Here is a 24,766-nt window from a genome sequence, read left to right as displayed (position 1 = left end):
TCTGCGCGGAATCAAAGGGCGGGGATGAGCCCCGCCTTTCCCGTCCAAGAGCCTCATTTCCAGAGTAATTCATGATGGCTCCAGCAATCCCTGCCGCGGCATTAACTTGCATGCTCCGGCCCGGGTTTCGAGCCGTCAATGCGTTCCGGCGATGACGAACCTTGCCAAGGCTTTCCCGGACCGTTAGCCAGCCTTGCTGAGGCTGCCTGCAGAGGACTTTCCCGTGCGGCGATCCTGTTCCACCTCGTAGTTGATCTTCTGGCCCTCATTAAGGGTCGACAGGCCCGCTCGTTCAACAGCGGAAATGTGGACAAAGACATCCTGACCGCCGTTGTCAGGCTGAATAAAACCAAAACCCTTCGTGCTGTTGAACCACTTCACCGTTCCAGTCGCCATATCCATTCCTTTGTAATAAGTCGCAACTTAGGCAGGCCATTCACGCCAGCCTGATTTGTACACGAGACTTTAGGCGCAGCAAAATCGGAAAATTGCAAGGCCCACTCGATCGCCTGATCTCCAGCAGCAACTGCAACATATGCGAGGCGCGTGCCAGACGAGGCGTATGCCAGACGTTTCGTCGTGCGCTGTCGCTCGAACGTTGACAGAAACAATGACACACCTTGCAAACTCGGCCCATCTTGTGGACGTGCTCGGGTCGCTTCTCGACTGCGATACCCGCTCCTGACCGGGTATCGTCGGCCAAAATGAGGGTTTTTGTCATGTGCCGCCAGACCGAAAGATCAGGCGCGCAGCGACCTGCACATTCAAACCGGAACCCGCGAACCTCGATTAGCTTCTGCCTGCTCCGAAGGGCGGTAGCCTGCTCTGAGGCGGGCCACTGTCGGGTTGAAAACCAACTGTCGGGTTCGGAACCCCAGATTGTCGGCAAGGTACGCGCCGCCCACTGGTTGGCCAAAGGGGCACTGGCTCCTGATCCTGCCGCCATGCTCGCCCGATCTCAACCCGATCAAGACAGGTCTGCTCAAAACTCAAGGCGCGGCTGCGGAAGAAGGCGGCCAAAACTTTCGACGCTCTCTGCGGAACTCTAGGCGATATCTGCCAGCTGTTGGAGCCAAATCAAAAACCATTAATTGCGACAGGTGATTTTATGACATTCATTGCGAAGAGGCCAGAATGAACAGCGGAAGAGAGTAGCAGCTCTCTGGTTGCGGCGAGGTGGATCGTCGACACGATCGGCACCTGGCCCGTGCGGGGATCGCACCGCAGCCAGCACCAGAGCCAGACCTTGACCGCTTGCCTTGCTCAGGCGCCACAACAACGAGTGGCTGGAAGCAGATCCACGTGAACTCAGCGATATCGATCAGACGATGCTTACCCTCATGAAAGCCGATCCCGACGCTGTCCAGCGCCGCGAAATCCTGACCAGCATATGGCGCATCGGATGCCACCGCCTGCACACTCACCATCGACATGCCGGAACTCGGAACCAAAGGCCGCAAGCCTCGCCGGCCTCGGCAAAATGGAGCGGCCGCGCCTTCATCCGGGGCGGCCGGGCCAATGTTCGCCAGGCCCTCTACATGCCCGGCCTTCGCCCTGCGCTTCAACCCCGACCTCAAGGCAAAATACCAGGCGCTAAAGGCGGCAGGCAAACCCGCAAAGGTCATCATCTTGTTGCGAAAGCTCCTCATCCTAGCAAACGCTCTCCTCAAGGCGCAGCGAAAATGGCCCCTAAAACCCTTGACCGAAACGGATACCTTAGCCTTTCAGGTGAGGCGGGCCGAGATAGACCAACCGCGGGTTTAACTTCGCGAGTTTAAGCTGATTATGCCGATGCAACTCTAGCGCCTGCGCGACCGTTTTAGCTTCCATCAACAAGGCGGCAGGGTGGGAGGAAGTACCCTCCCCTGCCGCGAACAAGCTTTGGACAAAGCCCCACCTTGTCCGTAATGTGATCGGGAGGCCGGGGCGCGGCGGTGCTCAGCGGATGTGACGCGCGAGATCTGCGACCCTACCCATCAGTACTTCCATCGGTCCTCGCTGGAAGACGCGCAGCCAAAGCACCGCAAAAGTGCTGATAACCACAACGAAGCCAAAGAGCGTGGACAGGCTCTCGTCTTTGAAAATGTTTATCTTCATAAGATAGGCTATTCCCGCAATGTGCAGCACATAGGCCGTCAAAGACATCGAGCCGACTGCGATTATTGGCCAGACCAGCTTTCGCAGACGCGGGAGCGCATCCACAGCGAGCATGCAAGCCGCCAAGATGATCATTGCGCAACCGGTGCTGCCCACGATCGAAAGCGTCGTTTCGCTATGAGGTGCGGCTATCCATGACGACTTGACTATAAATGACGACTTGGAAGGCTCAAAAGCGCCGTCAACGTCAGACCACCACAAGGAGGTTTCAGTCAAAGCGCGGGAACTCAGCGCGAGCAAGGATCCCCCATGGCCCAACACGGCCAGCCCGACCCCCGCCAGACCAAGGCGCCAATGCGCTGCTAGCGTATTAAGATTAAGGCGCGCGATGGCCATGCCAGCAATGAGGAAAGGAACCCAGGTCACCGCGGGATAGTAGCCGTTGACCATGAGGTTGAAGACCGGGTCGAGGAGGTTGGGGGCAACCGACAGAAGGGAGGAACGGACTTGCGGGAGAACTAATGCCGTAGCGGCAGCGATCAAGCCCAGCTGATATGCGCTGAGCCGATGGAGCGGCAATACCAACAAGAAGCAAATTCCGTAGTATTCTAGGATGACTTCGACCTGGGTACCGAGGCAGCCCAGGATTGAGCCAAGCGCGAGCAAAACAAGGGCACGAATTGCGACTCTGGCGATGGCCTGTCTACCGGCTATCCCCGACTTCGGCGCCTTGCGACCTGTAATCAGGAGGATTGAAAAACCGGCCAATACGGCAAACAGGGCCGACGGCCGCCCATGGGTTAGTTCCATCAGAAACCCGACTAGTCCTCCTTCGCCGGGGTCGGGACCGAGATGGGCGGCATACATCCCGAAGACAGCCAGGCCCCGAGCGAGGTCGATGCCGACCAGCCGATCTACTACCGACCCATTCCTAGCGTCGGCAACCGGTGCCTTCATTACCATGGTAGATTCCCTTGTTGGGTGTGTGGATCGCGGGAGCCGCGATAGGAGAGCCGGTCGGCTGCTGCCGTCGCCTCGTGAAAGGGTTCAAAACATCGCGCCATCTGGCGCATCGAGCCGGCGGCAGAGCTGTTCAGCCATTAGCCTGGGGTAAGAACAACAGATCGGCTCACAAAGCCTGTGTCACGGACCTGAAAAGTGGTGTCGCGGAACCGTCGTTTTTTGCATGATGGCTAAGCCGAGAGATCCACTGCACCGACGAGAGACTCAGCGACGTTGGATATCCGATCAGTACGCCGCGGCTCCGCCGGTGACGATCACCCCGGGTGTCAAGGCCAGGGCGTAAACCTGCCATAATCTGTGGTGGTGCGCCCGCGACCAATCCGTTCGACAAAGCTCGGCGCATGGTCGAGCCAATCATATTCTTCCATGTGGCTGTTGCCTGAAAAACCGAAGACGCCGTTCGCTGGTCCAGCTGTTCCAGACCTCGGCCTGCGTCGGTCGTTAGAACCGGCGCGCCTGTTTCCCAAATCAATTTGCTGATGCAGCCGCCGGGGGTCACATTGAGCAAAAGTGCCGAGGTCAGGACGGGTTTCATAGGGGCTCTTCGTTTGGCTTTGTTAACGACCCCTTTCTTGCAAGTTGTAGCTGACAGCAGCCTGAAAGCTCCCCAAATAATTCGCTGCCGCCGGTTCAGCCTATTGTCAGCTTCGACCAATAAGATGGGAGCCTTGCCCTCATACCGGAGCTCGGCAGCATGATGCGAATACTGCTCACTGAAGACGATAAGGACCTTGGAAGTGCTATGCACGATCATTTGGTGGCTGGTGGCCACGCGGTCGACTGGGCCAAGAACCTGTCCGAAGCGCGCGATTATGGAGCTGTGGTCGGCTACGACCTTATTTTGCTCGACGTTCACCTGCCGGACGGCAATGGGATCGACTATCTGCGGGAGCTGATCAAGGAACTTGAATCGGCACCGGTCATCATTCTGACAGCCTGCGATCGGATTTCGCATCGCATCGAGGGCTTCAACGCTGGAGCCGACGACTATTTGGTCAAGCCGTTCGATCTGGGGGAACTCTCAGCGCGTATCCATGCAGTGGCACGTCGCCATGGGCATTTTCCGGAGCCGCAATTTTCGGTTGGGACGCTTTCCATACAGGCAGCCGAGCGACGCCTCTTCCGCGACGGGCAGGAGGTCTACCTGACTTGACGCGGATGGGCGGTGCTCGACTACCGTCTGCCCCAGCCCTGCACGGTCGTTTCAAAAGGGAAGATCGTGGACGCGCTTTTCGGCAGACGGCGCTGATTCATACTCTAAAAGAAAATTCGGCTTCCAGTTGCCTTGGCCATGACTGCCCTTCCCGAGAGATGGGTGACAGTTCATTCCGGATAGATGGGTTACACTTTCGGCCCTTTGCAAGGAGAGCAAGGTGCCTTGGAAGGAGTGTAACGTCATGGAAGAGCGGCTGAAGTTCGTCGCCCGGCTGCTGGACGGCGAGAAGATGGCGGTGCTTTGCCGGGAGTTCGATATCTCGCGCAAGACCGGCTACAAGATCCTCACGCGCTACAACGACAGCGGCCTGGAGGGGCTGACGGACCGATCGCGGCGGCCCTATCGCCACGCCAATCAGCTTCCGTTTCAAATCGAGAAGCTGATTGTGCGCCTCAAGCAAGACAAGCCGACATGGGGTGCGCCGAAGATACGCGAGCGGCTGGCCCGGCTGTATCCGGATGTGCACCGGCCCGCGATCTCGACCGTGCATGCCGTGCTCGACCGCCACGGCATGGTCGAGCGCCGCAAGCGCAGGCGCAACAGGGCGACGGGGACACCACTTTCAAACGGCTGTCGCCCTAACGATCTTTGGTGTGCCGACTACAAGGGCGAGTTCGGCAGAGAACACGGCCGGGACAGGGGATCACAAACACTTGACCGTTCCAGACCCTGGCAGTGGCGCATCGATTGACCGTTGGCTCTGTTCGTGGGCACCGAAAATAGGGCCTTCTTGGTCCTCGGCAGAGAATATGGCCCGGACGGGGGATAACAAACACTTGACCGTTCCAGACTCTGGCAGTGGCGCATCGATTGACCGTCGACTCTGTTCGCGAGCGCCGAAAATACGGACGACCCCTATGGTCAAAGTGCACTTCTGACCTGCTAGGCACTGTTCGATAACTGGAGGCACCCGCTACGGTGCCCTCGTATTTAAGACACCTGTCAGTTTCAAGCCTGGACATTGACGCGTGGCGCGGCTGCCATTCGTTGACCGCCACGTCGAATTGCCCGCCAACCAGTGTACAGCCGCCGGTGGTCACATTGAGCAAAAGTGCCGAGATCAGGAGGGGTTTCATAAGGCCTCTTCGTTTGGCTTTGTTAACGACCCCTTTCTTGCAATTGTAGCTGACAGCAGCCTGAAGCCCCCAGATATTCGCTGGCGCCGGTTCAGCCTACTGTCAGCTTCGATCAATAAGGCAGGAGCCTTGCCCTCATACCGGAGCTCGGCAGCCTGATGCGAATACTGCTCATTGAAGACGACGACGACCTTAGAAGTGCTGTGCACGATCATTTGGTGGCTGGTGGCCACGCGGTCGACTGGGCCGAGGGCCTGTCCGGAGCGCGCGGTCATGCAGCTGTGGCCGGCTACGACGTTATTTTGCTCGACGTTCACCTGCCGGACGGCAATGGCATCGACTATCTGCGGGAGCTGATCAAGGGGCTTGATACAACGCCGGTCATCATTCTGACAGCCCGCGATCGGATTTCGCATCGCATCGAGGGGCTCAACGCTGGCGCCGACGACTATTTGGTCAAGCCGTTCGATCTGGGGGAACTCTCGGCACGCATCCGTGCAGTGGCACGTCGCCAAGGGCATTTTCCGGAGCCGCAATTTTCGGTTGGGACGCTTTCCATACAGGCAGCCGAGCGACGCCTCTTCCGCGACGGGCAGGAGGTCCACCTGTCTGGACGCGAATGGGCGGTGCTCGACTGCCTTCTACGCCGGCCCGGTTCGGTCGTTTCAAAGGGGAGGATCGAGCACGCGCTTTATTCATTCAATTCGGAGTTCGAGAGCAACACAGTGGAGGTTTATGTCAGCCGGCTCCGCAAGAAGATCGGCGGGGATAGAATAGCAACCGTGCGTGGCTCCGGATACAGGCTCGTGGTCACATGACGAACTCGAACAGCATGACGAGAAAGCTGATATCGTGGTTAGGCGGGGCAACGCTCCTGGTTTGGATCGCCGCCCCAACCATTGCTGCGTTCATTTTTTGCAATAATGTAAACGAAAGTTCGGATGACTTGCTCCAGGCGAACGCAAAGTACAGACAACCAGAGCTGATCAAGGTCTTGAATGGAAAACACGTTGATCAATACAATAACCACTTGCCAACTTATAAAAAGTACTGGACCTATCGTGAGCAGGTTATTAATAAGTACGGGGTAGTGCTTATTTCTGAACCGGAAGAGGGTCAGCAGCCCTTCCCTGATGCTCCCCTGAGTAACGGCTTTTGGGGAAACGCTGATTACCGCGTCTACACAGAGGAGATCCAAGACGGCGTGTATCATCAGTTGGCCGAACCGCTTGATGGCCGCCGTACCACAATCGCGAAGGGCGCACTTTTTGTCTTCCTTCCGACACTCGTGCTCCTGCCCTTTAGCTTAGCTGTTTGGTGGATCGTGATCCGGCGCTCGCTGCGGCCAATCGAGGTACTGCGACAGCAGATCGGATCGCGCGACGGCGGCAATCTGTCACCAATGGACTTGGGCGATTTCCCGGCAGAGTTGGCTCCAATCGCGGCATCCGTCAATCGGCTTCTCGATCGTCTGCGGGCGGCTCTCGAGGCCGAACGCGAGTTCGCCGCAAACAGTGCGCATGAACTGCGCACGCCGATCGCAGGTTCAATCGCTCAGATGCAGAGATTAGTGGCCGAGCTTCCCAATGGGTCGGCCAAAATGCGTGCGCGCGGCATCGAGCAAGCGCTGTCGAGCCTTGGCCGCCTTGTCGAAAAAGTGCTTCAGCTCGCTCAAGCCGAATCGGGGGTTGGCATGGCGGATCACGCGATCGATCTTGTCCGATCGGTTCGGCTGGAAATCGACGACCTGAGGAAAAAGCCGCAATATGCCGGACGCCTGCATCTTAACGTCGACGGCTGCACCACTTTGATGCGCAAAGTGGATGTCGATGCGTTTGGGATCCTCCTTCGTAACCTGATCGAGAATGCGCTGATACATGGACTGCCCACTGTTCCGACAACAGTTTCCGTCCAAACTGATGGAACCATCGCTATTGCAAACGCCGGACCGGTGGTGCCCCTCCCCGACCTCGAAGGGCTTACAAAGCGATTTAGTCGTGGTGCTACTCCTGCTGCGGGCTCAGGCCTTGGTCTACATATCGCTAACATGGTTATCCAGCGGATCGGTGGCAGTCTAGAGCTTGCGTCGCCCGCCCGCGGTCGCAATGATGGTTTCGAGGCGATCATACGAATTCCTCAATGACACCGGTGAATTCGACGACAGTTGGACACAGGGCGGATTGCTGGCAAGGCTGCTGACAGGGCGAACTGTACGGCAGTATGTATACGGCGTAGAAATCGTACTTCACACAACGCATTTCGGCCGCGGCAATCAATGCCGCTATCATCGTCTGAGCAGTTCGATCGAAGCGACACGACATGATCGGCAAAATCGAAGGCTCCGCCTCACCGCTCGCTCGATTTCGCCCGGGGAGAAAAAAGGCCATCCGAGAAAGTGCAAGCCGCCGCGCAAAGGCGACGTGTCCAATTGTCTGGGTGCCCCTGTGCGCCGGCCCGATCGGGTTGGCGCAGGTCCAGTAAGGACCCGGACCAACCATTCCATTTAGACGACCGGCAGGTTTTAATCGGCGTCCGGATCGCCGTCCCAAAATGCCCCAAGTATACGGCTAGAAAGGCTGCCAACGATCGAGCTTTGGTCGGAGGCGTGCTTGTCAGCGTCTTGGGTGCTTGACCGGCCTTTGCAATGGCCATCGCCATCGCAAGTATCGTGCGTGGCCAGTGAGACCGCAATTTCATCAGCCTGGAGCCGACCGTATCGGTGCTTTTTTCTGATTTAGGGATTTTTCGTTTTCCTCTTGGATCATCACGGGTTTGGAGAGGATCTGGTGTTAAGTGCCATTCGGAGCGCCGGCGAACCGCCCGAAATTAATGTGGTCGAGTCATGAAGCCTCCCGAATGCGTTAAACGAGACCCTTTATGGCGGCCCTGGCTGACAACAGTCTGAAAGCTGCAAGCGGCATGCGAAAATGGGGCGATCCTGAATGACGACAGATGCTATCAACATGAAAGAGGCTCGCCCTGAAAGCTGAGCACGCTTTATGCTCAGGCTGCTGACAAGGCCAAAGCAGCGTAAGTGCGTAGTGAAATCCAAGGTCCACATGGGTCGTCGCGCGTCCCATGCGCCTGGGAAGGCGCCGGCCCGGCCAAGCTTTCCCAGCTCGTCCGCATGATGCTTCGCTGAGCGTCAATGGACGTTGGCGCGAGACCGAGGCGTCGTGCGTTGCAATCCGGACGGTCCAGGGTATCAGGAGTTTCACGGCCTCGGCCCGCTTGGCTGGCCACAGTTGAAGCTCCAACGTACCGGCTGGCACCGGGAAATTGGGCTCTGCGCTGCCTCAACGCTGATGGCACGGTCAATGCTTGCCTACCGATGGGGCCGCCCATGCCGTGATGCTGTCGGTCGACGTTCGCAAACCAGACCCTCGCGAGACCCAGCGAAGGGGCTCGCCGGTACGACGAGGGACCTTACCTCTTTATGCGCGGCATCATTATCGAGGATGACATGTTGCCTTACACGTCGTCCCTCGCGCTCGGGTCTTTGTGGGGCGGATGAAGTCCTGATCGCGGTGGCACTGCTGCATGTTTGCGTAAGACCCATCCAGTCACGATCGCGCTGTCCTTCGATGTCGCGGTGCTGATAGGCGGGCAGATCGGTGTGCGCGGCGCCCGCCAAAGGATCGTCGTCACGCCGGAGGAGGCGAGCGTCATAGCCGGCGCGCCGGCGAAAGGCGCTTTCTGTCGGATGCCCGACAATGTCGGATATCGCAAGTATCAAGGTTGGATCAAACCTTGCGAATCGGGGCTTTCTTACTTGGCACGGGGCATGCTCAGGTATCCGCAAACACCCAATGGATAACGAGCAGACTTCCCATGGCCTCACCATGCCGAAAGTTTCCCGGACGCATCCAAAGATGAGGCTCGCGTCAGGCCCAGCAACACGCTGACGGCTCATGTGGCTCGGCGTCGCGTGCCGATCCACTTTCTCCCAATAGGCGTTCGGGAGACATAGATCCTTCAAAATGAGGAACAGATCACTTTGCCAGGAACGCAGCCCATAACCCCACTCTCCCTATCAGAACTACCAAGCAAGCCCCGCACTCATGGGCTTCGCAGGACGTCCGTTGCGTCCGAGTTGGTCGGCGCGGGGACGGCTCCGATCCCCGTCGCATGGGAGGACGGCAAGGCGAGGGATTTCGTGCTCGACAACGGCATGGAGGTGGTCGTCATTCCCAACCACCGGGCGCCGATCGTCACCCACATGGTGTGGTACAAGATCGGCAGCGCCGACGAGCCGCCGGGCAAATCCGGCATTGCCCATTTTTTCGAGCATCTGATGTTCAAGGCGACGACCAACCATGCGGCCGGCGAATTCGACCGCGCAGTGTTCGAGATCGGCGGCTCGCAAAATGCCTTCACCTCCTCCGACTACACCGCCTTCTATCAGACAGTGGCGCCGTCGGCGCTCGAGCTGATGATGAGCTTCGAGGCCGACCGAATGCGAAACCTCATCCTGACCGACGATGTCGTCAAGACCGAGCGCGACGTGGTCATCGAGGAGCGCCGCTCAAGCACCGACACCAACCCGCAGGACGTGCTCCATGAGGAGATCGACGCGACGCTGTGGCAGAACCAGCCCTATCGCATCCCGATCATCGGCTGGATGCAGGAGATCGAGCAGCTGAACCGCGTCGACGCCACCGCCTTCTATGAAAAGTACTATTGGCCCAACAACTCCGTGCTGATCGTGGCCGGCGATGTCGAACCGGACACGGTGCGGGCGCTGGCCGAAAAGACCTATGGCAAGGTGGCGCGTGGACCTGACCTGCCGCCGCGCATCCGGCCGGTTGAGCCCGAGCAGAACACCAGGCGCACCGTCACGCTCTCAGACGCCCGCGTCAGCGTGCCCAGTTTTTCGACGCAGTGGGTGGTGCCGTCCTACCACACCGCCAAGCCGGGCGAGGCCGAAGCGCTCGACCTGCTGGCCGAAATTCTCGGCGGCGGTAACCGCGGCCGGCTCTACCAGGCGCTCGCTGTCCAGCAAGGTATCGCTTCCAGCGCCCGCGTCTATTTCCAGGGCACTATGCTCGACGACACCAAGTTCGCCATCTATGGCGCACCGCGCGGCGATGCCAAGCTGGCTGATCTCGAAGCGGCGGCCGCTGCCGAAGTCGCCCGCATTGCCGAGGATGGTGTCAGCAACGAGGAACTAGGCAAGGCCAAGGACCACTATTTGCGCAATATGATCTTTGCGGAAGACAACCTGGACTGGCTCGCCAGCATCTACGGCTCGACGCTGGCCACCGGCGGTACCGTGAAGGATGTCGAGGAACGGCCGAATCGCATCCGCAAGGTTACCCCCGAGCAAATCAAAGCAGTTGCCGCCCGCTATCTCGCGTTCGACCGTTCGACCACGGGCTATCTCTTGCCCAAGACGCAGAATCAAGAGATGACGCTCGGCGCTCGGCCCCATGCTGCGATGAACATCCAGGAGGTGAAGTCCGAAAAGGGCATCATCGCCTGGCTGGTGGAGGACCACACAGTGGAAATCGTCAACATCGGCTTTGCCTTCAAGGGCGGCACCAAGCAGGACCCGGTCGGGAAGGAGGGGATGGCCAAACTGATGGCCGGCCTGTTCATCGAAGGCGCTGGCCATTACGACAGCGATGCCTTCCAGGTGAAGCTCGACCATGCCGGCGCCGAAATGAGTTTGGACGCGCAAAGCGACGACATCTACGGATCGGTGTGCATGCTTTCCAAAAAGCAGGACGCGGCGTTCGGCCTGCTTCGGCTCGCGCTGAACGCGCCGCGCTTCGACCAGGGGCCGATCGATCGCGTCCGCGCCGAGATTGTCTCCCGCATCGTCGGCAGCGAGCGAGACCCTAACGCCATCGCTCAGCGCAAATGGCTGCGCGCGATCTATGGCGCGCATCCTTGTTCAAGGCTGGGAGAAGGCACAAAAGAGAGCCTGCCCGGCATCACGCCGTCCGACCTCCGCGCCTTCCACCAGGCCATTTTCGCTCGCGACGGGCTCCATATTGCCGTGGTGGGTGACATTGACGCGAACACGTTGAGGGAAAGGCTTGACCAGCTGTTTGGTGATTTGCCTGAGCAACAAACCCTCGTCCCCGTCTACGATGTCGCGCCGAAACTCGGTCAACTGGTGGAGGAGAACTACGACCTGCCGCAGACTTCGCTGACGTTGGCCTGGCCTGGCGTGAAGCCTAGCGCGCCGGATTTCTACGCGGCCGTGCTGCTGAACGACATCCTTGGCGGCTCATACTTGACTTCCCGCCTTTACGAGGAGGTACGTCAAAAACGCGGCCTTGCCTATCACGTCAGCTCTGAACTAACCCTTGACTCGCTTCTGGTTACGACAGAGACACGCTCGGACTGCGCTGCCCAAACACTGAGCATCGTGCGAGATGTGGTAAAGCAGATGGCGCAGCAAGGACCGACCGGGGCCGAGCTCAAGGCGTCGAAGAAGCACCTGATCGGCGCCTATGCCATCGACCAACTGGGCTCGACCCGCTCGATTGCAGACCGGCTCCTGGATTTGCAGATTCACAAGGCCGACGTCGACTACAACCAGCGTCGCGCCCGCAGCATCGGTCGGGTGACGCTCAAACAGGTCAAGGCGGCGGCCAAAAAGCTGCTTTCGGCCGAGCCCGCCATTTTGGTGGTCGGCCCGCCGCTGGGCGGCAAGGATGAGTAAAGAAACTCATCTCACCTTCCTTCTTCATCGGGGCTTCTCGTGGGAAGAGCGAATGTGGAGGCCCGTGGGCCAAGCAGATCATGCAGACGCGCGGAGTCGTTTTCGCCGACCTTGCGCGGCATTGGCGGTCCGGCGGCCTCTCGCCGAAATGGCGCTCCTCAGCATGTATGCCGCCTTTTTGCAGAATTCCGTCGCATGCCACCAGCAGGCATGGTGGATGAAGCAAACATCCGACTGCTTAATCCATCAATTGACGAACCGCGGGCACTCAAACTAACGAAACTGCTGTCTTTTCATCGGGCTAGCGTGGTCTACCAGCTGCTTTGCCGAGGCCCTACGACGAACCCACTGGTGCAGAATACACACTGACGGCCTGTCGACCTGGATGTTCGCTGCGTTGAGGAGGAATCCGGTATTGCCCCTGTGCCTGCCGATGATCCGCCGTCTGAAATCCCCGCACCTGTTTGGAGCCATCGACCGCCTGCCGGCACTCGGCAGACCAGTTGGCAATAAGACGTTCGAGGTCGTCAATCCGTCGACCGGCGAAGTTTTGGCAGAGCTTCCCGATATGGGCGTGGAGGAGACACGTGCTGCGGTAGACAAGGCCTATGTTGCGCAGTCGGGATGGGCCGCGTTGACGGCCCGAGAACGTAGCGACGTTCTTTGGCGATGGCATCAGCTGATCATCGACCATGCAGGCGATCTCGCCGCGATTCTGACTGCGGAAATGGGCAAGCCGCTTGCCGAAGCCATTTCAGAGGTATCGCATGCGGCGGCGTATCTGCAATGGTATGCCGAGGAGGCCAATCGCGTCTATGGCGAGACGATCTCGGCACCCTCGACAGACCGCCGAATGCTAGTGATCAAGCAGCCCATCGGCGTTGTTGGCACGATCACGCCATGGAATTTCCCGGCCTCCATGGTGGCGCGCAAAATCTCGCCGGCCTTGGCTGCGGGCTGCACAATCGTGCTCAAGCCCGCTGAACAGACGCCGCTCGTGGCTGGCGCAATGTTCGCCCTCGCCCATCAGGCCGGCTTTCCCGATGGCGTGGTCAACCTGATCTATGCGTCCGAAGGTGATCGCGTGGGCCGTGAACTCTGCACCAATTCCAAGATTCGAAAGATCAGCTTCACCGGTTCGACCGAGGTCGGACGGCTGCTGATGCGTCAGTGCTCTGACCAGATCAAGAAGGTCAGCCTTGAACTCGGCGGCAATGCACCTTTCATCATCTTCGATGATGCCGACATTGACGGTGCTGTTGACGGTGCGGTCCAGGCGAAGTTCCGCAATGCCGGCCAGACCTGCGTTTCCGCGAACCGCATTTACGTCCAATCGAGCGTTCACGATGAGTTCGTCAAGAAATTCGTGGAAAGAATCCGGCACTTGTCGGTTGGCGACGGATTCGATGCCGGAGTGGACATCGGACCGCTCATCGACAAGCATGCTCTGGCCAAGATCGAGTCTCACATCGCAGATGCCATTGCGAAAGGCGGCACAATACGATGCGGGGGCCAGCGTATCGGCAAGAATGGCACGTTTTTCGAACCCACGGTCCTCACCGAGATTTCCAGCGTCATGGCAGTCGCGCAAGAGGAGACATTCGGGCCGCTCGCGCCGATCATTCGCTTCAACGATGCGGATCAGGTCGTGCGCGAGGCCAATGACACGATCTACGGCCTCGCCGCATACTTCTATGCCTCAAACCTGAAGCGGGTCTGGCGTGTGGCAGAGGCTCTGGAATATGGCATGGTTGGCATCAACACGGGACGCATGTCCTCGGAGGCGGCACCGTTTGGCGGGATCAAACAATCCGGCATCGGGCGGGAGGGTTCCCGTCATGGCCTCGAGGACTATCTGGAAATGAAATATCTTTGCATGGGCGGGATTTGAAACCTGCTGCACTGTCTCTCCGCCCCACCGGGGGGCGGCCTGCGGTCAATGCCGCCACCTAATTGGAAGTTCCAAACGCCGTTGACCTGAAACACGGATGCCCGGCAGGAGACTGAGCTCGCTGCCGGGCCGGACATGCCTTGGGAGGGCATAAGTCAGCGCTCCTAGGGCCGATGGGCCACTCAGTTCGTGCGCCTTTTGCCGATTGCGTTGCATGTGCCGTGCCAAGCCAAAAAGCATTGATAAACCGCCGATGGATCAGCTTTTGCCCTGTTGCGCATTCTACATTGTGGGATATGCGACAATGCCCAAGCGGTTGAATCGTCGTGTTGCAGACCCCCAGACGGGTCATGACTGCTATTCTTAGGACAGTGCGCAGCAAGCCGCTACTCGCTGCACTCCAGGCACACCATTTCCATAATCAAGCGGTGGGTGCTATGTCTGACCGAGCTGTCGACCAGGGAACGGTGTGAGGCCTCAAATCCCTCCATATTGTTGCACCCGCCGGTCCAACAGGACTGCAGGTCCGGACTCAAAGGATCTTGGCTGCTATGGCGACATTGCGGTGCACGCCGCTTTCCGACCAATGATGTGCGTCCAGGTCGAGGCCGGCCCTATAATGAACCACCCTCGCCCATCTCATTTCGGCATCGACAAGCTAGACCAGAGCGCACTTGCAAGGCGCCATTCAGTCCTGTCGGCGGGCGAACTGTTGGTGACGGGTACAGCTGCGAGCGAACGTTCATCCACCGACGCACAGCGCGGACTGTCGCTTTTCAAATTAGGAAATCTCTGTAGCCACCATTCATGAGCGCGCGGCCACGCGAGACGGCCCGACGGATGCGGTCGCGCAGATGATCGCGAGGATCCGCCCAGTCGGCATGGACGCGCCGTTGACCGATGAGAACTTCGGCGAGCTCGCGATGAGGTGCTCCGGCGAGCGAACCGTCGAGCGCACGAAGAACGAAGGACAAACGGACGCCGCGCTTTTCCGGCGCAAACAAGCGGGGGGGCAACTGTTGCCCTAGACTGAGAGCATTGAGGCACTCCAGTCCCCTCAGTCGATGCTTTAAAAGCACCGCGGGCCAGATGGCTTGCGTATGCAGGCAAACAGGGTGGAGGATATTCGCGCCCGAGACGGCAAGCTGCAGCGCGTGGTCCGCATTGCGAAGAAGAACATGCTGGCTCTTGTCGGGCGCCAGCAGGACGGTTGCACGACAGGGCAATGCCGAGAGTTCGAACGGCGGTGTCGGCGACGAGGCAGGCAACCGTTCCGCAATGACCGGCAGCACATGGACGCACCAGAGCGGACACCAGAATACGACCGAAGCGCGGCCACAAGACTCCGCGAAACAGAACACCCCAGCGTGACAGGTCGCCGGCCGACGCGACCATATCGAGAAAGGATTGGAGAGACCAAGTCTTGCAATGCTGGCGCGCAGCGGTCAGATCGCGCTGGAACGCTGGATTGCGGCGTAAGAACTCCCAAGCCCACTCCCGCAGCGTCAGGCCAGCGGTGTAGTCGTATGATCTTTCATCCCGCCAATCGGCCTGATCCGCGCCAGTCAGGAGATTCATGACTGACATCCCCTGCCCGCGCCTGCGTGCGTCGAAACATTATGCCACTTCGCAAAGCATCGGCGAAGGCAGCAGACGTCGAAGACCCCGTTTCGTTGAAGCGTCAGCCATCGCCACTGTCGGCGACAGAAGATGTGCCCAAATTGCCACCAGACCGTCGAACGGGCACAGCGACGGCCAGCGCGACCTGGAATTGATTCCGTAACGGTCATCGGCTCCTGCGTCGCGATCCAGACGTCCCTTGAAGGCGCAGTAGCGCGGCAGTGGATCGCACGCTGCTTGTCGGCAAGTTGTCGTAGCGGCGGCGCCATAGGCACGGTCATCGGAGGGTCTCCTGCGGCAAGTTTTCGCCATTGGAGGCCAATCTCCCCGCTAGGGCAGCCTGTGCAGTTGCACAGGTGAAGCGGATCAATCAGGGGGAGCCATGGCGGAAACTGGATGATGGCGGCTTGAGGAGAGCGGCGTATCGAGGCGGGTGATGAAGCCTGCCAGTACCTCTCAAGGAGAGTGATACGCCATGAACGAGACTATCAACACATTGTTCGCCTTCGTCAGCCCGACGAAATCGATGATACCCTGACGGATGTACTTCGCAGCGGCGCGCGCAAATTGCTTGCGCATGCGATCGAGATGGAGGCCGAGGCGTATGCCAAGGCGGTCGACTGCCTGACGAAAGATCATATTGCGTCGCTGGCGCTCTACGATTTCCCCGCCCAACACTGGGATCATCTGCGAACGTCCAATCCCATCGAAAGCGTCTTTGCAACCGTTCGCTATCGCACGGTGCGTACCAAGGGCTCGCTATCCTCGAAAACCGCCCAGCTGATGGTCTTCAAGCTGTTGGCCGCGGCCAGGAAGTGGCGACGATTGAAAGGACAAAATCAGTTGCCGAAACTCATCGCAGGTGCCAGGTTCCTGGACGGAATCCAGGTCATCGAAACGAAGCCGCAGAGCGCCGCTTGATCAGCCTCGTCACCCAAATTCCAGCATAGCTCCATCGGAACTGCCAGCCTTCCTTGCCGATCAGGCGCATATCAGCGCTGACGATACCGAGGACGGCGATGGCGGTCACCTCCAGGCCGCCGAGTAACGACCCTCAAAACACCGCACTGGTCGAGGCCAGCCTGAACCGGTATCTTGTGCCTGCCCTCGGGAGTCGCTCTATCCACCATGTGATCGACACCGACATTGCTAACATCACCAAGAAGATCGTCGCCGGGGGTCACCCGCAAGCGGCTAACACGGCCTTCTGGTGTATGCGGGCATTTTCAACTGGTGTCGCAAACCGCCGCAACGGCTCATCCGCGGTTTCCCCGCGAGGGATTGGAAAATCCGGATCCGGCCCCGATCGTCAAGCGCAAGCGAGTGGTGAACGATGCCGAACTGGCGGCTATATGAACGGGCTGTGAGCCCGAACCGGGCGATATCGGCTATTCGTTCGGCTCCATCGTCAAGCTGCTCATTCTGACCGGACAGAGGCGTACGGAAGTTGCCGCGATGCGTTGGTCCTCAACCTTGAAGCCGGAACATGGAACTATCGGGTGACCGCACGAAGAACGAAGAGCCTACGCTTATTCCGCTGTCCACACTGGCGGTGTCGGTCCCCCAGACGGTACCGAAGACCAATGACACGTTTTTTTCCCTGCGAGGGGCAACGAAAGAAGCCACTTCTCAGGCTACGCGAAGGGCAAGAAGGCTCTAGACGGCAAGGTCAATACTGACGGGGTGGCTTTGGAGAACTGGACCCTTCACGATCTGCGCAGGACGCTCGCGACAAATCTCGGCAGGCGGCAGGTATTGCCACACGTCATCGAGCACATACTGAATCACAAGGGGGCGTCCTTGACAGACATTGGCGAAATCTACAATCTCTATAGCAACGTCAAGGAGAAGCGCGAGGTGTTGCAGATGTGGTCAAATCACATCGAATGGCTGATCAAGCAGGCTGCGGATGACGCTCTGGCGGCGTAGCTGCTGGCATGGGCGGAAGATGCGGCGCAACAATCGTCAGAGCCTCATCGAATTGGAGATCATGCTTGACCAGCAAATGCGCGGCCAATGCTTCGATGGCCGACCAGTGATCGAGTACTAGCCGGGCCGTGCAATCTTCGATCCGCCCCCAATCGGGGCGGCGCGGCATCAGGAACCGCAACTCACCATAGATTCGCTTGGCATCCGCGTAGTCGCTGCTCCCCTCATTCCCATCGGACGCATTCATCGCCATATCGCGCGGGTCCAGATAGCCTTCGAATGCGGATTCTGCAAAAGGACCTGCCAGACACGCAACTATCTCCCGGATCGCATCATCGCGTTCCAAACATCGATCCATATCGTCCTCGAAAATCGGCTTTCGCTTCGAGGTGAATCCTTGCGCTGAATAAAAACCCGCGCCTTCGACAACACCACCGCACTCTCCGTCACCGACGTCGGGGTAAATACTAACACTTGAGAAAGCAGGGAGTTCACGGTCGTCGTCGAACGTCTGACGGTGCAAAACGATGGCGGCCACCGCGTGCCCGGCTTCGTGATGCGCCACAAGCGGCAGATATTGGGAGGCTACATTCATGCGGTGCGGCTCTCAGGTCTAGTTTGCTTTTGCGCATAGGACCGCAATTGTCGTGCCAACTGGGAAAATCGTTTCGGGCAATGCGATCGCTCCGATAGCGTTGCGTCTCCTGTCTGACATTGTTGGGAAGTCGACACGCGCCCGTCGCAATGCGGTCGACCTTCCGCGCGAGTTGGGTGACCCGTGAAGGCGGCCGACCAGGACGATGTTGCGCTGATCGGCGACGAAGGCGCGGCCGGGCGAGATCGCGCATCAGGGGGTGACCGGCGTGTCGGCGAAGTCGAAGTCGTCGATGTCCTTGGCCAGCGGCAACTTGGCGACAGCGAACTGGTATTTGATGGAGCGGGCCTGCTTCTCCGATATCTCGGCCTGCAAGAGATCACCGACAATCCTGGGCGGCTCGTGCCGTCGCTTGATGGCGACGCGCCCATGATCTCGTCATAGGCTCTGCGCATTCCGTAGAGCTTCAGCGCTCCCATCAGTTCCAGTACCTCGGTGCGTTCCATGGCTGTTTGTCCTCCTGAGACTGTCATAGCGGGTGCAGTCGGCGACCGCTCGTGAGCTAGCTTCAGCGCTTGGGGAATGGAAAGGATCGTGCCCGGCGCCGGATCGCGGCTGCGGGCCAGGATGTTGAGGATCACCGGCGCCGACGATGCACCGTGCTCGATGGCTTCCTGACAGGCGGCCTCGACCGCGCTCAATCCGTCGGTCAGCACCCAGGTGAGGATCAACACCATCTGCCGGTCGACGTCATCAACCGCCTTGAGCTGCGCCGCACCTTCTCCATTGCCGACCGCACGACCCAGCTAAGGAACGGCGCGCGCCGTGTGCCAGGGATCGTAGACGACCTCGTTGCGGCCAAAGGAGCGAACGTGTTCTCCCACGACCACGCCATCCTCTGGCGGATGCGATCCGATCGACATAAGCATGGATCTCGACGGGCCGACCGACGGCACTCGACAGCACCGAGTATTTGTTGTTGTCGAAGCGCACCGTGCAGGTCTTCGACACCGACGGGGGAATGCAATGGAAGCCGTCGAAGCGACCGGCAGCCGCTCCCGCTGCGGCTTGGCCGCATTCGCCGACAGCAGCCGGTCCCGCGTCTCACGCCGAGCTCCCATGCGGGGATAGGGCTGGTGCTTGCGCTCGTAGCGGAACTCCGTCTGCTCAGAACGCAGGACCTTGCGCACCACCTTGCGCGAGATCTTCAGCTCACGGCAGATCGCCTTGATCGACTTCCCCTGGACCAGCGACAGCCGACGTTTTGCAATCGTCTCTAAAACCAACATCCAAAACACAAATGCCTCCGATCAAGCCGGAGGCATCTTGATGACCCCATCGTTAAAGGGTCCCGTTTGGACGAAAATCACCCTTTAAACAGGGTCCCCATTCCACGAAAAATCAATGCACTACCTTCCAAAGCTGCGAGAGATCGCCACCGACCGCTTTGAAGGGGCTTTCGGCGGTCTCGTCAGCGAGGTTGTGGCATGAAAAAACATCAATCCACAGCATTGGGCCGAAGCATGCCACGGGCTCATGCCGCGGGAGAGCGGGAAGATATTCTTGAAAGAAGCGGTCTCCGACATCAATACCGACAGGATGGGCAGCTTTCTCACATCACTTGAGGTCGAGCGTGGCAGTTGCGACCCGCAATGCAAGGCTGGCGGCGATGCATGCCTTTGCGCGGTTCCTGATTTCGGAGCACCCCGAATATATGGATACGCTGCAACTGGTGGTGACACTTCCCTTCAAGAGGGCGCGTGGGTGGCACCTGTCGAATATCTCGATGAGCCCGGAAATCAAGAGCGTCCTGGCGCGTATCGACCGCCGCACGCCTTCTGGACAGCGGGATTACGCTCTGTTTTCGCTGATGTTCAATACGGATGCCCGAGTTCAGGGATCCTGAATCTTCGATTGTGACCTTCGTCTGGTATCGCCCTGTCCCGCCGAGCAAAGCAACGACCGCCCCACACTGCTCACCCGGTTCGGGGTTCGATACTTGCTGCGCACACATGGCTGCGGGCGAAGGAACCACCCTGGGGGAAAAAAGCATCCATCATCGCCCTTTGCGGGACACGACGGCATCCACCTCGTCAAGGCGGGTGTTGACATCGCCACCATCAGTCGATGGCCAGGCCACTCGGGCTGAACTAACGATGCGCTACGCCCAGGCCGGTATCGATATGAAGCGGCAAGCGCTCGAACAAGTCTTCCCCGACGTGATGTCATCGGCAAAAGATCAGACGATCATCGCTTTGATGGCTGGATGTTTGGCTGGCTGCACCGCTTGTAGACGCTCAGTTATGTGGAGTTGTATCGCGGGAAGTCGCGCGTCTTGGGCTTTTGCGGTGTCAGCTCAACATCTCTCCGCAGTGCACGTTGTCACTGTTGAAGAGCCGTTTGTTCAATCTTCGTCCTGGCACGGCAAGGGTTGTCCATATTGTGGCGTCTTGCGCTTGCCGAGCTTGTCCGAAATCCAGCGCCGGATCAGGCGTGAACACTGTTGCGTAGTTCGTCAGCCAGAGCGCGGAGAACGTCGGCGCTTCCTTCCAGCGCCGTAAAAGCGTAGGGATTGAGGAACTGTCGGCCCCAGAACAGATTGCGATCTATGCCGGATAGCGTAGCTTCCTCGCTGACACGCGGCCAATTCTCCGCAATGCATCGGAGCTGGCCTTCAACAATCGCAAGAGCTTCCGGCGCGCTGAGCAGGAAGTGATGCGCCGCTTCAAGGCAGGACGCTATCCGGCTCATGCGGTTATTGCCGCTGATGAGCATGGCCTGGCTGGCCTCCTGGCCACTGCGGGCCTGCGGACAAATATCGTACGCAGGCGTGAGGGTGAGCTTAGCCCCGTCCCAGAATGCCGCATGGTTGCGGGCATGATCGTCGGTGTTGCCGCAAAGTATGTTGAAGACAATGCGGCTGAACAACTCGCGCAGAGTTTCCGACGGCGCGGTGAATCGGTGGCGAATGATCTCCGCCAAATCCTGGTAGCTGGCGTAACGCGCCATCATCTCATCGAGCGCGAGCATCGTCAGCGCTGAGACCATGGATTTGCGTTGCCAGCCGCCCGTGACCTTGATCCGGTCGAATCGCTCGACGAGCAACACGTCGTTGCCTGCGGCGCGAACGAGCGAGACGGATGCCGCTCTGATGCCGCACAAGGCGGCAAGCCGCATGGCTATGAATTCTCCTTTGACGACGCTGTAAAGGTCGGCAGACGAGGAAAATTTCGCGACATGCTTGACGGCGTCATCCTCGATCAGCGCCTTTGGCCTTGCGCCGCCGATCGAGCTGCCGTGATGCAGCGCCTGATCTAATTCGGGGGTGAGCGGAATACCTTTCTCTACCCGCTCCGCCGATTGGACAAGCTCTTCGAGAGTGGCATTGGCCAGTGCGCGCGGCTCGTAATGCATGGGCGAAAACTGAAAATCGAGCGCGCCGATGCGGTCCGAGCCTGATTCCAGCAAGAACGTCAGTTCTGAAATATCGAGCCGCGCGATTTCATCGCCCTTCACACCGAATTTGCGGTTTAGGATAACCCGTCGTCCCCAGGCATCAGGGGCAGCATCGCGGATGCATCCCGGCATGGTTAGGCCAGGAAGCAAAGGCAATTCGCCTGCCTTCAGGGGCAGTTCCGGGAGATAAAGCGGGATCGCGCTTCCCAGTTCACGAAAGCTCCTGCCATAGTTGAAGCTGACGAGTCCGTCATGGGCATATAGCCGCCCGGCGACAACCGGCGCGGTCTCGCCCGGCAGCCAGACCCAGACATAGGCTTCGTCGTACTTGGGGACCTTAGAACTCATCGACGATCTGCTTGCCGGCCTTGTAGACGTGCTTCGGCAGCAGCGCGATGCGATCGTCCATGCGGCCTGTGAGGGCTGTGATGCCATTGCCGTCGGCATCGAACAGCTTCACACCGACAATGGCAGCAGCTTCGAACATCAGTCCGATTTCGACTTTGGGATCGCCCTTCTCGATGCGCTGCAGGGTGCTGCGTGAAACACCGATTCTCTCGGCTAACTCCTGTGCGGTTAACCGGTGCTGCATCCGGCCAAGCCGGATGGTCTTACCGAAAAGGCCAAGCGCTTCCATCGCGTAGCGCGAATAGGTGCGTTTATACGTTGCCTTCATTCGGGTCTCTGTGACCTATGCATGATCCATATCGCCTTCTTTCGACCTTTATATAGGTAATGTCACAGAGCGACTCCCAAAGTCAAGACTCCGTATCGCAAGCGTTACCCATCCGAACGAGGAAGGCGGATATTGCCTACGGCTCCTGCACAACCGGCCAGCTCTGCGCGTCTCGGGCGAGGCGGAGATCTGGCGCTGGATCGCGGACAGCCTTGAGACGCCTCGCATGAGTCATTCATGGGCGGTCCCTGGTGCGAGGCCGCGGCGCTCGACTGCTGGCCGACATTCTCGGTGGCGGGACCCGCAGCCGGCTACACCAGCACTTTTCGACCGCATACGCGCCCAGCTTCTCTCCGAAATCATTGCCAATGAGCGCGAACCTCATGCGATCGCCGAGCTGGCCTGGCGGCGCGGAATCTACGGCACGCATCCGTATTCGAGACCGCCCAAGGGAGCCTGACTAGCGTAACGCCCTCCGATCTAAGCGCCTTCCACAAAGGGTGCGGTCCAGGCGAAGTTCCGCAATGCCGGCCAGACCTGCGTTTCCGCGAACCGCATTTACGTCCAATCGAGCGTTCACGATGAGTCCGCCGAGAAATTTGTGAAGAAGGTCCGGCACTTATCAGTGGTCCGACGTCTACTCCCGGAGCGAAGCCGTCGCCAACCCAAGATCGAGTCCCACATCGCAGATGATAATTCGATGCGGGGCCGAACGATAAATATGCATGCTTTGGCCACCCCGAGGCAGGGCTCATTGAGATGATCCGACCGCCTTGGAACAAAGATGGGGTAGAGCAGATGAAGCGTTGGCAGCGTGTCTCCATTCGACGCGAGCGCTGAGGATGGGATCACGATCATTCGCATCACGCGCAGCCGCAAGGGCGACGCCATGGCTACTTTGGAATCGTTGAAGTGGTTTGAGCCGGACAGTCACAAATACACCCGTTACGCCGCGGCTCAGGAAACGTGGCGGCGTCCGGCGGTGGAGGTGCTCGCTGACTTAAAAAGGTGCGGGCAGTCGTTGCGCTTGAGAGCGACGACATTTGGGATCCGGCACGGGGTGACCTGCTGCCAATCGGCAGTTAACAGGGTCCGACAAAAGTGTGCACAACATGCTGCTGAAGTGGCCTCCGGAAGCGCTACCGGAAGTTACGCGTCTTGAACTTGATAGGGTCGATATGGTCATACTGCATCGACGATGTCGCGCCCTTCGGCATGCCGCGCGGATCGATGCCCGATCCGCCGTGATGAGCCTCGTCCCTCGGCCGTGCGGCAACGGAAACGGCGTCTTGCGGTTTCCCACGCTGGCCAGCCCAGCCGACAGATCGGTCAGCTCGTGGGTGAAGAGGTGCACCACCTCCTCTTCCCCCGGACGCGTCCGCGGACGCCGAGCATGGCCGAAGCAAGAAGCACGCGCCGGAATTTCTCGAGAGATCTTGACCCAGACGACGACGTTTGCCGCACCCCGTCTCATCCTCCAGAGGAACATGAAGCCTTTGGCCGAGCCCGGCCGCTGCCGGACCAGCACCAGGCCGGCGGCCTCGAGCCAGCTTCTGCCTCGCGCCTGCATAGCATCCTGACAAGTCACGGTGCGGCGCCGGTTAGGCGGCACGCCGATTTTGGCAACGCTAGCCTGTGAACTGAAGAATGAAGGTCGGACTTGCGGCACATCGATTACGTTCAAATGATAAGTTGCTGGCCGGCGAGGTCGTTTCAGCGCATCTCGACTGGTGGGTCGGCAAGACAATGCGGAACGGAAATGATCGCAGGCGTAAAGGACGGCTTTCGGGGCCGGAAGCTTCGGACCTGGAACCGGACCCCAGTTTTGCGCAAGCATCGTGGCCTCCGTCCGGTCAGGCATTCACCGGCTCGCGAAATGCCGATTGATTCTGCTTAACCGGGCATACCTAAACGGCCACTTGCGTTCCGATCTCGACCACACGTCCGGTCGGGATCTGGAAATACTCCGTCGCGTCGGCGGCCGTGCGCGCCAAGCCGATGAACAGCTTGTCCTGCCACACCGGCATGCCGGAGTTGGGTGACGCCTTGAGCGAGCGACGCGAGAGGAAGAAGGAGGTCGTCATGATGTCGAACTTCCAACCCTGCTTGCGGCAGATCGCCAGCGCACGCGGGATGTTAGGCTGTTCCATGTAGCCGAAGGTCAGTGTCACGCGCATGAATAGCTCATTGATCGTTTCCATCTTGATCCGGTCGCTGTCGGGCACCACGGGCTGCTGCGCCGTCACCACAGAGAGGATGACGTTCTGTTCGTGCAGCGCCTTGTAGTGCTTCAGGCTGTGCATCAACGCGGTCGGCGCACTGGCGGGATCGCTGGTCAGGAACACGGCCGTACCGGACACCAGCTGCGGTTTCTTCTTCAACAGATTGCCCGCAAGGAAATCGAGCGGAATCTGGTTCCTGCGCGTCTTGTCGAATAGATACCTGCTGCCTCTTATCCAAGTCCACATGGTCATCACGATCACTGCGGCAATGGCAAGCGAGGCCCAGCCGCCT

At 59.2% G+C, this 24,766-nt stretch carries 16 protein-coding genes and 8 pseudogenes; 14 read left to right on the top strand and 10 right to left on the bottom strand.

All coding sequences use genetic code 11. The annotated features are described in order from the left end of the window. Positions 1-183 precede the first annotated feature (183 nt). Together CIT25_RS18840 and CIT25_RS18830 are read right to left on the bottom strand one after the other, a co-directional pair. Positions 184-396 carry a cold-shock protein gene (locus CIT25_RS18840; protein WP_008874821.1) on the bottom strand — a complete coding sequence of 71 codons (213 nt, stop codon included), beginning with the start codon at positions 394-396 and terminating at the stop codon, positions 184-186. A gap of 1,542 nt (positions 397-1,938) precedes the next feature. Beyond that, entirely contained in the window at positions 1,939-3,060 is a 1,122-nt protein-coding gene (locus CIT25_RS18830) for a DUF418 domain-containing protein (protein ID WP_095486047.1), read from the bottom strand. Between the two features lie 757 nt (positions 3,061-3,817). Here CIT25_RS18830 and CIT25_RS18825 point away from each other — a divergent pair. The 7 genes and pseudogenes from CIT25_RS18825 (at position 3,818) to CIT25_RS18790 (ending at position 13,976) form a co-directional block, all read left to right on the top strand. Beyond that, positions 3,818-4,273 (top strand): response regulator transcription factor, encoded by a 456-nt coding sequence (locus tag CIT25_RS18825; RefSeq protein WP_245329900.1) that lies wholly within the window; start codon positions 3,818-3,820, stop codon positions 4,271-4,273. A gap of 220 nt (positions 4,274-4,493) precedes the next feature. After that, positions 4,494-4,952: pseudogene (locus tag CIT25_RS18820) on the top strand (helix-turn-helix domain-containing protein); the annotation flags it as partial. A gap of 618 nt (positions 4,953-5,570) precedes the next feature. Beyond that, the gene (locus CIT25_RS18815) at positions 5,571-6,230 is read left to right on the top strand and encodes a response regulator transcription factor (protein WP_024505389.1); all 660 of its coding nucleotides are present in this window, start codon (positions 5,571-5,573) and stop codon (positions 6,228-6,230) included. Beyond that, complete coding sequence (locus CIT25_RS18810; RefSeq protein ID WP_095486046.1) at positions 6,227-7,555, top strand: sensor histidine kinase; 1,329 nt, start codon at positions 6,227-6,229, stop codon at positions 7,553-7,555. Before CIT25_RS18815 ends, CIT25_RS18810 begins: the two co-directional genes overlap by 4 nt. Positions 7,556-9,505: 1,950 nt before the next feature. Beyond that, positions 9,506-10,813: pseudogene (locus CIT25_RS18800) on the top strand (M16 family metallopeptidase); the annotation flags it as partial. A 6-nt stretch (positions 10,814-10,819) separates the two neighbouring features. After that, positions 10,820-12,085: a M16 family metallopeptidase gene (locus CIT25_RS18795; protein WP_245329903.1), complete on the top strand. Its 1,266-nt coding sequence runs from the start codon at positions 10,820-10,822 to the stop codon at positions 12,083-12,085. A gap of 415 nt (positions 12,086-12,500) precedes the next feature. Further along, the gene (locus tag CIT25_RS18790) at positions 12,501-13,976 is read left to right on the top strand and encodes an NAD-dependent succinate-semialdehyde dehydrogenase (protein WP_095486045.1); all 1,476 of its coding nucleotides are present in this window, start codon (positions 12,501-12,503) and stop codon (positions 13,974-13,976) included. Between the two features lie 776 nt (positions 13,977-14,752). Here CIT25_RS18790 and CIT25_RS18785 read toward each other — a convergent pair. Together CIT25_RS18785 and CIT25_RS38490 are read right to left on the bottom strand one after the other, a co-directional pair. After that, entirely contained in the window at positions 14,753-15,268 is a 516-nt protein-coding gene (locus CIT25_RS18785) for a DUF2285 domain-containing protein (protein ID WP_245329899.1), read from the bottom strand. 115 nt (positions 15,269-15,383) lie between these two features. Beyond that, positions 15,384-15,554: pseudogene (locus CIT25_RS38490) on the bottom strand (transcriptional regulator domain-containing protein); the annotation flags it as partial. A 591-nt stretch (positions 15,555-16,145) separates the two neighbouring features. Between CIT25_RS38490 and CIT25_RS18780 the strand changes: the two are divergent. The 4 genes and pseudogenes from CIT25_RS18780 to CIT25_RS38115 form a co-directional block, all read left to right on the top strand. Continuing rightward, positions 16,146-16,517: pseudogene (locus CIT25_RS18780) on the top strand (transposase); the annotation flags it as partial. Between the two features lie 98 nt (positions 16,518-16,615). After that, the gene (locus CIT25_RS36325) at positions 16,616-16,963 is read left to right on the top strand and encodes a hypothetical protein (RefSeq protein WP_158302591.1); all 348 of its coding nucleotides are present in this window, start codon (positions 16,616-16,618) and stop codon (positions 16,961-16,963) included. 313 nt (positions 16,964-17,276) lie between these two features. Further along, a pseudogene (locus CIT25_RS38485) lies at positions 17,277-17,393 on the top strand (hypothetical protein); the annotation flags it as partial. Positions 17,394-17,396: 3 nt separating this feature from the next. Beyond that, complete coding sequence (locus tag CIT25_RS38115) at positions 17,397-17,525, top strand: hypothetical protein (protein ID WP_135907184.1); 129 nt, start codon at positions 17,397-17,399, stop codon at positions 17,523-17,525. Here the strand turns inward: CIT25_RS38115 and CIT25_RS18770 are convergent. From CIT25_RS18770 to CIT25_RS37540, 3 genes and pseudogenes are all read right to left on the bottom strand, one after another. Then, positions 17,491-18,120, bottom strand: a complete 630-nt coding sequence (locus tag CIT25_RS18770; protein ID WP_095486042.1) for a hypothetical protein — start codon at positions 18,118-18,120, stop codon at positions 17,491-17,493. The two genes, CIT25_RS38115 and CIT25_RS18770, sit on opposite strands and share 35 nt — an antisense overlap. Before the next feature lie 192 nt (positions 18,121-18,312). Beyond that, positions 18,313-18,626: pseudogene (locus CIT25_RS37545) on the bottom strand (ATP-binding protein); the annotation flags it as partial. Further along, positions 18,559-19,170: pseudogene (locus tag CIT25_RS37540) on the bottom strand (Mu transposase domain-containing protein); the annotation flags it as partial. The pseudogenes CIT25_RS37545 and CIT25_RS37540, both read right to left, overlap by 68 nt. Before the next feature lie 583 nt (positions 19,171-19,753). Between CIT25_RS37540 and CIT25_RS18755 the strand changes: the two are divergent. After that, positions 19,754-20,026, top strand: a complete 273-nt coding sequence (locus CIT25_RS18755) for a hypothetical protein (RefSeq protein WP_095486041.1) — start codon at positions 19,754-19,756, stop codon at positions 20,024-20,026. 581 nt (positions 20,027-20,607) lie between these two features. Here CIT25_RS18755 and CIT25_RS18750 read toward each other — a convergent pair. Together CIT25_RS18750 and CIT25_RS18745 are read right to left on the bottom strand one after the other, a co-directional pair. Next, entirely contained in the window at positions 20,608-21,924 is a 1,317-nt protein-coding gene (locus CIT25_RS18750; protein ID WP_095486040.1) for a type II toxin-antitoxin system HipA family toxin, read from the bottom strand. Continuing rightward, positions 21,914-22,252 (bottom strand): helix-turn-helix transcriptional regulator, encoded by a 339-nt coding sequence (locus tag CIT25_RS18745; RefSeq protein WP_063169282.1) that lies wholly within the window; start codon positions 22,250-22,252, stop codon positions 21,914-21,916. Before CIT25_RS18745 ends, CIT25_RS18750 begins: the two co-directional genes overlap by 11 nt. 499 nt (positions 22,253-22,751) lie before the next feature. Here CIT25_RS18745 and CIT25_RS38480 point away from each other — a divergent pair. Both CIT25_RS38480 and CIT25_RS37155 read left to right on the top strand, forming a co-directional pair. Beyond that, positions 22,752-22,874, top strand: a pseudogene (locus tag CIT25_RS38480) (aldehyde dehydrogenase family protein); the annotation flags it as partial. 1,025 nt (positions 22,875-23,899) lie between these two features. Then, entirely contained in the window at positions 23,900-24,139 is a 240-nt protein-coding gene (locus CIT25_RS37155) for a hypothetical protein (RefSeq protein ID WP_206072962.1), read from the top strand. Positions 24,140-24,159: 20 nt separating this feature from the next. Here CIT25_RS37155 and CIT25_RS18730 read toward each other — a convergent pair. Beyond that, the coding region (locus tag CIT25_RS18730) for a KUP/HAK/KT family potassium transporter (protein ID WP_206072961.1) at positions 24,160-24,766 on the bottom strand (607 nt) is incomplete at its 5' end.

This window comes from Mesorhizobium mediterraneum, from assembly GCF_002284565.1.
Classification (GTDB): domain Bacteria; phylum Pseudomonadota; class Alphaproteobacteria; order Rhizobiales; family Rhizobiaceae; genus Mesorhizobium; species Mesorhizobium mediterraneum.
This window is presented reverse-complemented; position numbering and strand designations above follow the sequence as displayed.